The 12,697-nt window shown below is 68.6% G+C and carries 11 protein-coding genes and 1 pseudogene; 5 read left to right on the forward strand and 7 right to left on the reverse strand.

The window, feature by feature from the left end; genetic code table 11:
* Positions 1–45: 45 nt before the first annotated feature.
* From CES90_RS31445 to CES90_RS31460, 4 genes and pseudogenes are all read right to left on the reverse strand, one after another.
* Positions 46–2,295 carry a HelD family protein gene (locus CES90_RS31445; RefSeq protein WP_189785805.1) on the reverse strand — a complete coding sequence of 750 codons (2,250 nt, stop codon included), beginning with the start codon at positions 2,293–2,295 and terminating at the stop codon, positions 46–48.
* 169 nt (positions 2,296–2,464) lie between these two features.
* Positions 2,465–2,779 carry a thioredoxin family protein gene (locus CES90_RS31450; RefSeq protein ID WP_189785860.1) on the reverse strand — a complete coding sequence of 105 codons (315 nt, stop codon included), beginning with the start codon at positions 2,777–2,779 and terminating at the stop codon, positions 2,465–2,467.
* Positions 2,780–2,793: 14 nt separating this feature from the next.
* Positions 2,794–3,294, reverse strand: a pseudogene (locus CES90_RS31455) (MerR family transcriptional regulator).
* 56 nt (positions 3,295–3,350) lie between these two features.
* Positions 3,351–3,497, reverse strand: coding sequence for a hypothetical protein (locus CES90_RS31460; protein ID WP_189785806.1), 147 nt, complete (start codon positions 3,495–3,497; stop codon positions 3,351–3,353).
* A gap of 221 nt (positions 3,498–3,718) precedes the next feature.
* Between CES90_RS31460 and CES90_RS31465 the strand changes: the two genes are divergently transcribed.
* On the forward strand, positions 3,719–4,189 hold the full coding sequence (locus tag CES90_RS31465) for a hypothetical protein (protein WP_229914154.1): 471 nt from the start codon (positions 3,719–3,721) through the stop codon (positions 4,187–4,189).
* Positions 4,190–4,605: 416 nt separating this feature from the next.
* Here CES90_RS31465 and CES90_RS52080 read toward each other — a convergent pair whose 3' ends face one another.
* Positions 4,606–4,869: a hypothetical protein gene (locus CES90_RS52080; RefSeq protein WP_189785867.1), complete on the reverse strand. Its 264-nt coding sequence runs from the start codon at positions 4,867–4,869 to the stop codon at positions 4,606–4,608.
* A gap of 408 nt (positions 4,870–5,277) precedes the next feature.
* Positions 5,278–6,657 (reverse strand): cation:dicarboxylate symporter family transporter, encoded by a 1,380-nt coding sequence (locus CES90_RS31475; RefSeq protein ID WP_189785807.1) that lies wholly within the window; start codon positions 6,655–6,657, stop codon positions 5,278–5,280.
* 521 nt (positions 6,658–7,178) lie between these two features.
* Here CES90_RS31475 and CES90_RS31480 point away from each other — a divergent pair.
* Both CES90_RS31480 and CES90_RS31485 read left to right on the forward strand, forming a co-directional pair.
* Positions 7,179–8,855 carry an ATP-binding protein gene (locus tag CES90_RS31480; RefSeq protein ID WP_189785808.1) on the forward strand — a complete coding sequence of 559 codons (1,677 nt, stop codon included), beginning with the start codon at positions 7,179–7,181 and terminating at the stop codon, positions 8,853–8,855.
* A complete protein-coding gene (locus tag CES90_RS31485; protein WP_189785809.1) occupies positions 8,852–9,544 on the forward strand; it encodes a response regulator in 693 nt (230 codons plus the stop codon). Before CES90_RS31480 ends, CES90_RS31485 begins: the two co-directional genes overlap by 4 nt.
* A 10-nt stretch (positions 9,545–9,554) precedes the next feature.
* Here the strand turns inward: CES90_RS31485 and CES90_RS31490 are convergent, their stop codons facing one another.
* Positions 9,555–10,121 (reverse strand): hypothetical protein, encoded by a 567-nt coding sequence (locus CES90_RS31490; RefSeq protein ID WP_189785810.1) that lies wholly within the window; start codon positions 10,119–10,121, stop codon positions 9,555–9,557.
* Between the two features lie 255 nt (positions 10,122–10,376).
* Here CES90_RS31490 and CES90_RS31495 point away from each other — a divergent pair, with 255 nt between their 5' ends.
* Positions 10,377–11,792 (forward strand): extracellular solute-binding protein, encoded by a 1,416-nt coding sequence (locus CES90_RS31495; RefSeq protein WP_373313515.1) that lies wholly within the window; start codon positions 10,377–10,379, stop codon positions 11,790–11,792.
* Positions 11,789–12,673 carry a carbohydrate ABC transporter permease gene (locus CES90_RS31500; RefSeq protein WP_189785811.1) on the forward strand — a complete coding sequence of 295 codons (885 nt, stop codon included), beginning with the start codon at positions 11,789–11,791 and terminating at the stop codon, positions 12,671–12,673. The genes CES90_RS31495 and CES90_RS31500 overlap by 4 nt, the downstream gene beginning before the upstream one ends.
* Positions 12,674–12,697 lie beyond the last annotated feature (24 nt).

Raw genomic sequence — 12,697 nt, forward strand, 5'->3', positions numbered from 1 at the left:
ACCTGTGGTGACGGTGACGCGGCCGGCTCCCCACCGCACTCGGTATCAGGTCACCGTCAACGACTCCCCCAACGCCGGCGGCAGCCCCTCCGCGTGTACGACGCCCAGCGCCTGCGTCGCCCGCGTGAGCGCCACGTACAGGTCGCTCGTACCGAAGCGCCCCGGCTCGACGACGAGCACCGAGTCGAACTCCAGTCCCTTGGCCTGCCGGGGGTCGAGGAGCACGACGGTCCTGGTCAGATCGGGCTCCGCCCCGGCCGTCACCCCGTCCAGCCGTGCGGCGAGCGCCCGGTGCAGTGCGCGCGGCGCGATGACCGCGAGCCGCCCTTCGGCCGGGGTGAGTTCGGCTACCGCCTTGGCGACCTCGGCGGGCAGCTCCCGGGCGGCCGCGTGCCGTGCCCAGGGCCGTACGCCCGTCGACCGCACCGAGCTCGGCGGTTCGAAGTCCGGCACCTCGGCGCGTACGACACCGGCCGCGACCTCCATGATCTCGGCGGGGGTGCGGTAGTTGACGCCGAGCCGGGTGTGCTCCCAGCGGTCCTCGACGTACGGGGCGAGGATGTCGGCCCACGAGCCGACGCCCGCGGCCTCCGCCGTCTGGGCCGGGTCTCCGACGAGGGTCATCGAGCGGGTCGGCGAGCGCCGCATCAGCAGCCGCCAGGCCATCGGCGAGAGTTCCTGTGCCTCGTCGACGATGATGTGCCCGAACGCCCAGGTCCGGTCGGCCGCCGCCCGCTCGGCCGCGCTGCGGTGGTCATCCTCCTCGTGCCGTTCGGCGAACCGCTCGGCGTCGATGATGTCGTGCGCGGACAGCACCTCGGAGCCGTCGCCGTCGGGATCACTGCCCTCCCGGTCCTCGAACTCGTACGTCCGGGAGGCGTACGACACGTCCAGCACGCCCTGCGCGTAGGCGATCTGCGTCTCCCGCTCCCGTTCCACTCGGGCCCGCGCGAGCCGGTCGTCCTCGCCAAGGAGTTCGGCGGCCTCGTCGAGGAGGGGCACGTCGGCGACGGTCCACGCGCGCGTGACGGGACGGCGTACGGCGTCGGCGTCCTCCTGAGGCAGATACGCGTCCGGCTCGGCGAGGAAGTCGGCGATCAGCCGGCGCGGCGTGATCCGCGGCCACAACTGGTCGATCGCGGACCAGACCTCGGGGTTCTCGGCCAGCTCGTCGCGGATCTGGGTGATGTCGGAGGCGTCGAGGAGATTGGAGCCGTCATAGGGGTCGGTGCCGATGCGCTCGGCGACCATGTCGGTGAGGGTGTTGAGGATGTAGCCCTCGAAGTGCTCGCGGGCCACGTTGTGCGGGAGCCGCGCCTCGCGGGTGCGCTCGCGGGCGACCCGTACGAGGTCGTCGTCGAGCATCAGGACCTCCCGGTCGTGCTCGATCGTGATCACCGGGTCGGGCAGCGCCTGCCGGTCCCGTACGACGGCGGCGAGCACCTCGGCCATGTCGGCGCGCCCCTTCACCCGGGCGGCCTCCGGGGTGTCGGTCGCAGTGGCGCGTACGCCGGGGAACAGCTCGCCGACCGTCGAGAGCAGCACGCCCGTCTCACCCAGCGAGGGCAGCACCTCGCCGATGTAGCCGAGGAAGGCGGGGTTGGGGCCGACGATGAGGACGGCGCGCTTGGCGAGCAACTCCCGCTGCTCGTACAGCAGATACGCGGCCCGGTGCAGCGCGACGGCCGTCTTGCCGGTGCCCGGGCCGCCCTCCACGACCAGCACACCCTGGTGTGGCGCGCGGATGATGCGGTCCTGCTCGGCCTGGATGGTCTGCACGATGTCGCCCATCCGGCCCGTGCGGGCGGAGTTGAGCGCGGCCAGCAGCACGGCGTCGCCGGTGGGGTCCTCGTATCCGGTGCGGGTCTCGTCGCCGAGGTCGAGGATCTCGTCGTGCAGGGCGGTGACCCGGCGGCCCGAGGTGGTGATGTGCCGACGGCGGCGCAGCCCCATCGGGGTGTGGCCGGTGGCCAGATAGAAGGGACGGGCGACGTCGGCCCGCCAGTCGATGAGGATCGGGGTGCGCTCGGCGTCGTCCTCCCGCAGCCCGATCCGGCCGATGTGATGCGCGGCCCCGTCGGCGAGGTCGAGCCGCCCGAAACACAGCGAGCCGTCGACGGCGTTCAGCGCGGCCAGCAGCCCCGAGCGCTCGGCGACCAGGATGTCCCGCTCCAGCCGCGCCTGCATGGGCGTGTTGCCCTGGGCGAGCGCGTCCGTGACGGAGGTCTCGACGTCACCGCGCAACGCGTCCACACGCGCGTACAACCCGTCGACGAATTCCTGCTCACGCCGCATTTCACGATCTGGAAAGTCGGTGTTTGACAATTCCACTCCCGCCCGGATATACTGTGCTCATTGAACTTCCTCGCGACTCAATCCCCTTGAAGTCGCGAACCATCAAATATACGCAGGGAAATCCCCCGAGCGCAATTGCTCGGGGGATTTCTTGTTAGCGGGGGGCGGATTACAAAACCTCGGCGAGCTCCTCCAACAGCCTCCGCTTCGGCCAGGCCCCCACCATCGCCTTCACCGGCTCACCGCCGCGGAACACCATGAACGTCGGCATGGACAGCACCTTGTACGCGTTCGTCGTCATCGGACTGGTGTCCACGTCCAGCTGCACCACCTTGAGCCGCTCGCCCTCCTCGGCGGCCAGAGCGCTCAGCACCGGCCCCATCTGCCGGCAAGGCGGGCACCAGTCGGCGGTGAACTCCACGAGCACCGGCAGCTCCGCCCCGATCACCTCCGCCGCGAAGTCCGCGTCGGTCACCTCGGCCACACCCGCTGCCCTGATCATCCGTGGATCCCTCCCGGTTCACACCCCGGTTCCGGCCCACCCGGAACCTCCGCCCCGGCCGCCAGCTGTTCCCGGGCCCTCCCCCCTCTCGACTTCGCTCGAGCGGGGGGACCCCCATCGCACTCGCCAACTGCGCCCCGACCTGCGCCCGCACGGACTGCAGCTGCCCGATCAACTCGTCCAGCTCGACCAACTTGCGCCGATAGACCGCGAGCGACGCCGGGCACGAGTCACCCTCCGGGTGCCCGGCCCGCAGACACTCCACCAAGGGCCGCGTCTCCTCCAGGCCGAACCCGAAGTCCTGCAACGTCCGGATCTGCCGCAACAGCCGCAGATCCCTCCTCGTCGTACGACCGATACCCTCCCCCACTCTCGGCTTCGCTCGAGCGGGAGGTGCCCCCATCGCTCCGCCGCGCGGGCAACAACCCCCGCGCCTCGTAGTACCGCAACGTCCGAGTAGTGGTCCCGGCCCGCGCCGCCAGCTCTCCGATCCGCATACGCCGACGGTATGCCTTGACGTCGACGTCAGGGCAACGACCGCCGAGGGGGCCACTCAGTTCCCGGCCGGTACAGGCCCGGGGAGGTGCGGGACCGCCGCGTACGTCCGGCCCGTCAAAAGGAGCAGCAGCGCCCCGACGGGGCCGCTGGCCTCCTCGCCCCGCCCGCGCGTCCACGCGATGTCGGTGGCGAGCGGTTGCACCGGATCTCCCGGCTGATCGCCGCGCGCGGGGACCGGCCGCCCCGCTCAGCCATCTCAAGATGCCCGGCCTGTGGAATTGAATAGGATTCATCCGATTCCACGGAGTCGACCTCGTCAGGGAAAACCCTATCCGACCGAAATACGATTGCATACACATACCCTCACTGATAGCGTCACCCTCGCAATGACCAAGCAATTTCAGAACATGGGGGATTGACTTCGTGAGCATACGAAGCAAAGGGATTTCGACCGCGATCGCCTTCGCCATGACCGGCGCAATGTTCGGTATTGGCACGCAGGCGGCATATGCAGCTCCGGCGGACGTTCGCGCCGGAGCTGATGAAATCTGCACAGTCATGGGGATCGGCAGCGGCGCGGCAGGCCTTACCAAGGCACTGGCCAAGGGAGCGTCGGTGGTAGGTATCGGCGCCAGCGTCGGGTGCTACCTGTACTCGCAAGCGAAGAACGCTACGCCTGAGCAAAAACGAGCAGCCATGACCAAGTCGTACAGGGAGTACCAGGCAAAGAGCGATCTCAAGAAGCTCGAGGCGCTCGGTTATTCTTGCCGGAAAAAGAACAGCGGCGGTGGCGGCGGTGGCGATATCGCCCCCGCTGACGTGACGGTGAAGGTAGGGTTCCGGGACATCAAAATGAAGGGCGTAACATATAAGTGCAGCGCCATCGGGGACTAACCGGTCGCCGCGGCCCGAGCTATGGAGAGCGATTCCTGCTCTCCATAGCGCTGGTCGTAGTGAGCTTGCTGTGGATCACACGAGACATGGCCCAATGGGCGACAGTTATGTGTGGCGCTGGTGCTGTTGGAGGAGCACTGGGAGTGCTCTACTTTGGATGGCGCCACATTCGCTCACGCGGGGAATCGCGATGAGGTTTTTCGGCGAAGTAATCTTCGTGTAGTGAGGTAGCGGCCGTGTACTGGCCCGCCTGGGCCGGACGTGAGCCGGACGTGAGCCGGACGACGCGCGCTCCGGCCAACCTTGCCATGGGCGAACCGCGCAGCGGCCTCCGGTCCGCAGCCGGGGCTCTCGTTCACGTGCATCAAGAACGCGACACCGGATTCGTCCGGCGAAGGTCCAGGACGATCCCGGCGTCACCCTCGAACCACGAGGGTCGACGACCAGCCGTGGTTCTCCAGCAGCGCCATCGCCACCAGTCGGCCGACGGCGATGGCGAGCCCGGCCGTGGCGGTCCACAGGGCTGATCGTCTTGGCGCGTTCGGCACGCGGGAAGGTGGCGGCCGCACGAGGCGGGCCGCGAGGGAGTCGGGGATCCGGCGGAGGCGGTGGCCTGCTCGGTGCTGGCGGTATGGGGCGTCGCCGACCGCTACCGGCTGCTGGTCGTGCTCGCCCGGCACGCGGTCACCGTGCAGGGCATCCGGGAACGGCTCGCTTCCCCGTCCGCCGGGAGAGCATACGGCTGCTGCAGCGCGGTCGGACGAGGGCGTCTTCACCTCACCGCGGTCGGCCCCGGCGCCGGCATGTGTGCACGAGCAGATACTGATCACGCTGGCGGAAGCGGTGAACGACGGTCTGCCGACAGTGGAGGAGGCGGGCGTGCCCTCCTCCCTGGCCACCGGAGTGGTGGCGGGACTGAGCAGTTGATCGCTCTGTGGTTGTGCCGACCGGGCGGCTGAGCGACGGGGGAGCGCCTCAGCCGCCCGGAGTCAGTGACGACCGGGCCCGGACACGGCCCGGAGTCGGTGGAACCGGACACGGCCCGGGGGTTCCCCCCAGGCCGTGTCCGGAGCTCAGGGCCCGGGGGTTCAGGCCTTCGCCAGCTCCTTCTGCCCGTCCTGCTCGGGGGCGTCGGCAGGGGCGCCGGAGACGTGGTCGTCCTGGAGCGTCGCCTCGTCGAACGGGATCTGGCCGGCGAGGACCTGCTCGACGCGCTCCTTGTCGATCTCCTTCGTCCAGGTGCCGATCAGGACGGTGGCGACGGCGTTGCCCGCGAAGTTGGTGAGGGCGCGGGCCTCGCTCATGAAGCGGTCGATGCCGACGATGAGACCGACGCCGTCCACGAGGGCGGGCTTGTGGGACTGAAGGCCACCGGCGAGGGTGGCGAGACCCGCACCCGTCACACCGGCCGCGCCCTTCGAGGCGACCAGCAGGAAGAGCAGCAGCGGGATCTGCTCGCCGATCGACATCGGCGTACCCATGGCGTCGGCGACGAACAGGGACGCCATGGTCATGTAGATCATGGTGCCGTCGAGGTTGAAGGAGTAGCCGGTCGGGACGGTGATGCCGACGACGGGCTTGCTGACGCCCATGTGCTCCATCTTCGCGATGAGGCGCGGCAGCGCCGACTCGGAGGAGGAGGTGGACAGGATCAGCAGGAACTCACGGCCCAGGTACTTGAAGAGCGTGAGGATGTTCAGTCCCGCGACCAGGCGCAGCAGCGCGGCGAGGACGATGAAGACGAAGAGGAAGCAGGTGACGTAGAAGCCGAGCATCAGCACGGCCAGGCTCTTCAGCGCGTCGAGGCCCGCGGAACCGGTGACGGCGGCGATGGCGCCGAAGGCACCGATCGGGGCGGCCCACATGACCATGGCGAGGATGCGGAAGACGAGCCGCTGGATGTGCTCGATACCGCGCAGGATCGGCTGGCCCGCCGAGCCCATGGACTGCAGCGCGAAGCCGGCGAGCAGGGCGACCAGCAGGGTCTGCAGGACCTCCTTCCCAGTGAAGGCGGAGACCATCGTGGTGGGGATGATGGAGAGGATGAACTCGACCGGCGGCAGCGCCTCGTCCGACACCTGGGCCTGACCGGTCTCCTTGATCGCGTCGTTCACCACGAGACCCGTGCCCGGGTCCACGATGTTGCCGACGACGAGGCCGATGCTGAGCGCGACCAGCGACATCACCATGAAGTAGCCGAGTGCGATACCACCGACCGCACCTACCTTCGCGGCCTTCCGTACGGAGCCGATGCCCAGCACGATGGTGCAGAAGATGATCGGCGAGATCATCATCTTGATCAGGTTCACGAAGCCGGTACCGATGGGCTTCAGTTCGACCGCGAAGTCGGGGGCGATCAGACCCACGGCGATACCGAGGGCCACGGCCACGATCACGGCGATGTACAGGTAGTGGGTGCGGTCCCGCTTGGCGGGTGCGGTAGGTGCCGTATCTGTGGTGCTGGCCACGGCTGCCCTCCTCGTCGACGACGTCGTCGGCTCGCTGTTCCGGCGTGCGGCTCACGTCCGGGGGAATTCGGGAGACGGTCTCCCAGGGGTGGGAGACCGTGCATGTTTGGGAGCGGACTCCCGGGTGGGAGCTCGGGGTCTCCCGTACGGGAGACCGGGCTCCCGGCGCTGGGAGTGGGGGACTCCCGGGGGGTGTGGGAGCCGGTCTCCCGGCGGTGGAAGCCGAGGGCTTCCGGAGGCGGGAGCTTGGGGGAGCTCCCGGTGGGTGAGAGACGTGCTCCCAGTGGTTGGGAACCGGCTCCGGTGTGGGGATCCGGCTCCGGTGGGTGGGAAAACCGGCTCTCAGCGGGTGAGAGACGGGCTCCCGGCGGCTCGGGTGTGGGGTCCCGCGTCGGGAGTCGTACTCCCTGTCGATGTCCAGGTGCTGGCCATGTCGATGAGGTGACTATGGCCCGCCGTGTGAGGGCGGTCACCCTTCCGTTCATTTAGTTCACACTGACGCGCCGATGCAGACTGTTGGCATGCTCGTCCCGCCCCTCCTCCGCCCCCGCAGCCTGGCCGGCCAGCTCTTCGCCGTACAGGCGGTGCTGATCGCGGCCGTCGTCGCCGGGTACGCGCTGTTCACGTACGTCAGCGACCGCAGCCAGGCGGAGGAGGCGGCGACCCGCCAGGCCCTGGCCGTCGCCGTCACGGTCGCCGACTCCCCCTCCGTACGGGAGGCGATCCACACCCCCAAGCCGACGAAGCGGCTCCAGCCGTACGCCACCGAGGTGCAGAACCACGCGGGCGTCGACTTCGTGACGATCATGAACTACCACGGCATCCGCTGGACGCACCCTTCCCCCGAGCAGGTAGGCCGGAAGTTCGTCGGCCACATCGAGGCGGCGCAGCAGGGCCGCACCATCACCGAGACCTACACGGGCACCCTCGGCCCCTCCGTCCGCGCGGTCACGCCGATCATGGAGAACGGCGAGGTCATCGGCCTCGTCAGCGCCGGCATCAAGGTCCAGGCGATCAGCGACCGCGTCCAGGACCAGCTGACGGCCCTGGTCGGCGTGGCCGCCGGCGCCCTCGCCCTGGGCGGCGTCGGCACGTATGTCGTCAACGCCCGCCTCCGCCGCCACACCCACAACATGAACGCCGCCGAGCTCAGCAACATGCACGACTATCACCAGGCAGCCCTCCACGCCGTACGCGAGGGCCTGCTGATGCTCGACGGCCAGTACCGGGTGGCGTTGATCAACGACGGGGCGCGGGAGCTGCTCGGGGTGACGGAGGAGGTGGTCGGCCGGTCCGTGGCCGACCTGGGCCTGCCCACTCCTCTGACGGGAGCGCTGCTGTCGTCCGAGCCCAGGGTCGACGAGGTACTCCTGACCGCCGAACGGGTCCTGGTGGTCAACACCTCCCCGGTCTCGGGCGGCCAGCGCCGCGGCACGGTGGTCACCCTGCGGGATGTGACGGAACTCCAGTCCCTGATGGGTGAACTGAACTCCGAGCGAGGCTTCACGCAAGCCCTCCGCTCCCAGGCCCACGAGGCCGCGAACCGCCTCCACACGGTCGTCTCCCTGATCGAACTGGGCAGGGCGGACGAGGCGGTGGACTTCGCGACGGCGGAGCTGGAGCTGGCGCAAGCCCTGACGGACCAGGTGGTGGCAGCGGTGAGCGAGCCGGTCCTGGCCGCCCTGCTCCTGGGCAAGGCGGCCCAGGCGAACGAGCGCGGCGTGGAACTGGTGGTCTCGGACGACAGCCGCATCGACGACGGGCTCCTCCCCGAGTCCCTGCCGGCGAGGGACCTGGTGACGGTCCTCGGCAACCTGATCGACAACGCGGTGGACGCGGCTCAAGGATCGGTAGGGGCGCGGGTGACGGTGATGGCGCACACCGACGACTCCGTACTCGTCCTGAAGGTCGCCGACACGGGCGCCGGCGTGGACCCCGCCCACGCAGAGTTGGTCTTCGAACGAGGCTTCACGACGAAGCCGTCGGGCCCGAACGGGCGGGGCCTGGGCCTCGCGCTCGTCCGGCAGGTCGTACGCCGCCATGAGGGCACGCTGACCGTGTCGGAGGCGGCCGGGGGTGGGGCGGAGTTCGAGGTGTGTTTGCCGTTGCGTACGGGAAATGACTCCGCCGGGGCGGCTGCTCAGCCCACAGATCGATCCGCTGTTCCGTCCGCCGCGCCTGGAGGCGACCGCTCATGACTCAGTCGGACCCCATCAGAGTCCTGGTCGTGGAGGACGACCCGGTCGCCGCCGACGCCCACATGATGTACGTCGGCCGCGTCCCCGGCTTCACGGCGGTGGGCAAGGCCCACACGGGCGCGGAAGCCCGCCGGGCCCTGGACCGCACCCCGGTTGACCTGCTGCTGCTGGACCTCCACCTCCCCGACGTCCACGGCCTGCAACTGGCCCGCTCCCTCCGCGCGGCCGGCTACCACGCGGACGTGATAGCGGTGACGTCGGCCCGCGACCTGACCGTCGTCCGGGAGGGCGTCTCACTGGGCGTCGTCCAGTACGTCCTGAAACCGTTCACGTTCGCGACGCTACGGGACCGGCTGGTGAGGTACGCCGAGTTCCACGCGGCGGCGGGCGAGGCGAGCGGTCAGGACGAGGTGGACCGGGCGCTGGCGACGCTGCGGGCGCCCGGCCCGGCGGCGTTGCCGAAGGGCTTGAGCGCGCCGACGCTGGAGCGGGTGACGGTGGCTCTGCGGGACGCGGCCGAGGGCCTGACGGCGGCGGGCATCGCCGAGGCGGTCGGCATCTCACGGATCACGGCTCGGCGGTACCTGGAGCACCTGGTGGACGCCGGGCGGGCGGCACGGAGTCCGCAGTACGGGCAGGTGGGGCGGCCGGAGCTGCAGTACAGGTGGGTGAAGGGACAGCCGGGATAACCGTGCTTGGTCAGCTGAACGGCCGAGCGTAGACGACGACTTGGACGCCCAGCCCGACAACCGTGAGCGCCTCGACGACGGAGAGACCGACGAGGCCGGGGCTGGTCTTGCCGCTCGCCCAGTAGACGATGAGGCTCGCGAGCGGAACGACGCAGAAGGCGAGCAGATCGATACCGCACTGGATCGCCTTGCGGGAGCGACGACGGGCGTCGGAACGGTGGGCGGTCTCCCAGGCGAAGACCTTGTCGGCGGCCGGGAGTTGGGCGATCTGAGCGACCCGAGGCCCGAGATCGCCCCGCACATACGCCCCTATCGCGGAGATCTTCTCGTCGTTGACGAGGTAGGTCCAGCCGAGCACGACACACACGGGCGGGAGGGCGAGCAGCATGGCGGGCTGCTTGGCCTGGGCCGTCGCGGCGATGACGGCGGCGACGACGGTGAGGGTGACGTAGAGGAGGTTGTCCCGGAAGCCGATACGGGTCTTCTGCTCGTCCTTGACGACCTGGTATTCGGCGAGCAACAACTGCCCGACACTGACGTCGCCGCCGTCCGGCTCCTGCGCCACTGTGCCCCCCATCCCCTGCACGTCCCCTGCACGTCCCCTGGAAGTACCTTAAAGCAGGCACCGATTGGCAGATTTGTCCCGGCAGCACACGGCGCTCAGGGCATGTCGCCGGAACAAATCTGCCAGTTGCCGAGTACCGACAGGGACCGCCCGAAGCCACCCTCGGCCAAGCAGCCGCAGATGCATTGACCTGACTAGACCACCGCCCTTACCGTCACCGGGCACCACCCAAGGCCACAGCGACGTAGCCAGCAGGAGGTCGTGCCCGTGCGCCCCACCGCACCTCTCCCCCGCCGAATCACCCGACTCCCCCGCGTCCCTCTCCTCCTCGCCCTCACGGCCACCGCGGCGACCACACTCACCGCCTGCGGCAGCGGCTCCGGCAGCGACCCGGACACGGTGAAGGTCTCCTACAAGCAGTCCACGGACAACTCGATCCGCGTCCTGGACACCTTCCTCGCCGACATCAAGAAGCAGTTCGAGAAGGCGAACCCGGGCAAGAAGATAGAACTGGTTCCGATCAAGGCCCCGGACTCGGAGTACTACACAAAGGTCCAGCAAATGCTCCGGTCGCCCAAGACGGCCCCCGACCTGGTCTACGAGGACACGTTCCTGATCAACTCCGACATCACGAGCGGATACCTGAAACCCCTCGACGACTACCTGGCCGACTGGAAGGACTGGGACCAGTTCATCGACACGGCCAAGACGGCGGCGAAGGCCGAGGACGGCAAGACGTACGGCATTCCGGACGGCACGGACACCCGGGGCCTGTGGTTCGACAAGGCGATCTTCGAGAAGGCCGGCCTGCCCGCAGACTGGCAGCCGAAGACATGGGACGACATCCTGACCGCCGCCCGCACGGTCAAAGAGAAAGTCCCCGGCGTCATCCCCCTGAACGTCTACACGGGCAAACCCGCAGGTGAGGCCGCCACCATGCAGGGCTTCGAAATGCTCCTCTACGGCACGGAAGCCGCGACGGCATCCGCCTCCGCCTCCGACCCCCTGTACGACGAGAAGTCCAAGAAGTGGAAGACCGGAACCCAAGGCTTCAAGGACGCCCTGACGTTCGTGGAAACGGTCTTCAAGGAAAAACTGGGCCCGGAAGTCTCCGACGCCCTGGACCCGAACATCGCCACCCGAGTCCGCGGCGAACTCCTCCCCGAGGGCAAACTCGCCATCAACCTCGACGGCTCCTGGCTCCCGCAGGACTGGCTGGAGGGAAGCGGCCACGAATGGCCGGAGTGGTCGGAGAAGCTCGGCCTCGCGTACATGCCCACCCAACACGGCCAAGCCCCCGGCAAGGTGAGCATGTCCGGCGGCTGGACCTGGGCGATCCCGTCGAAGTCGGCGAACCCGGACCTGGCCTTCGAGTTCATCAAGGCGATGCAGACGAAGGAGAACGCCCAGAAGTGGTACATCTCCAATTCCGGCATCGCGGTGCGGAAGGACGTGGCGGCCGACCCCGCCTACGTAAAGGCGCAACCCGGAATCAAGTTCTTCACGGACCTCGTCCCGAGCACGCACTACCGCCCCGCGTACCCGGCGTATCCCAAGGTCTCGACGGCAATTCAGGAGGCCATGGAGGGCGTAACGACGGGTGACGTATCGGTCGAGGACGCGGCGAAGCAATACGACGAGGACCTGAAGACGGCGACGGACGACCAGGTGACGGAAGGGTGAGCGCCCGCTCGTCCACCCGCTCCCTCACCCGAGCACTCCCCCGTGCCCTCCCCCTCACCCCCGCCGTCATCCTCCTTCTCCTTTTCCTCGCCGGCCCGATCGCCTACTGCGCCTACATCGCCTTCACCGACCTCCAACTCACCGGCCAGGCCGAGGACTCCTTCATCGGCTTCGAGAACTTCCGCACGGCATTCGGCGACGAGGCATTCCTCAACGCGGTCTGGCTGACGCTCGTCTTCACGGTCATCTCGGCCCTGCTCGGCCAGAACACCCTGGGCCTGGCCCTCGCCGCCCTCATGCAACGCGCCTCAAAACCCGTCCGCACGCTCGTCGGCGGCATCGTCGTAACAGCCTGGGTACTCCCGGAGGTGGTGGCAGGTTTCCTCCTCTACGCCTTCTTCCGCCGAGAAGGCACCCTGAACGCCATCCTGGACTGGCTCCATCTCCCCACCCAGAACTGGCTCTACACGCTCCCGATACTGGCGGTGTCCTTCGCGAACGTCTGGCGCGGAACGGCCTTCTCGATGCTGGTCTATTCGGCGGCCCTGAACGAAATCCCGAAGGAAATCACGGAAGCGGCGGAGGTCGACGGCGCGGGCGGCTGGCGCCGCATGTGGCACATCACCCTCCCGATGATCCGCCGCTCCATCGGCACCAACCTGATGCTCATCACCCTCCAGACCCTCTCCGTCTTCGGCCTGATCTGGGTGATGACAAGAGGCGGCCCCGGCGGCAAAAGCCAAACCCTCCCTCTCTTCATGTACGAGGAGGCCTTCCAGAAAAGCATGATCGGCTACGGCACGGCGGTTGCTCTGCTGCTCCTGGTGGTCGGCTCCCTCTTCTCGGTCCTGTACCTACGGCTGCTGCGAACGGAGGTGTGACCCCCTGTGACCCCTGTGACCCCC

The organism is Streptomyces capitiformicae (assembly GCF_002214185.1).
Taxonomy (GTDB): domain Bacteria; phylum Actinomycetota; class Actinomycetes; order Streptomycetales; family Streptomycetaceae; genus Streptomyces; species Streptomyces capitiformicae.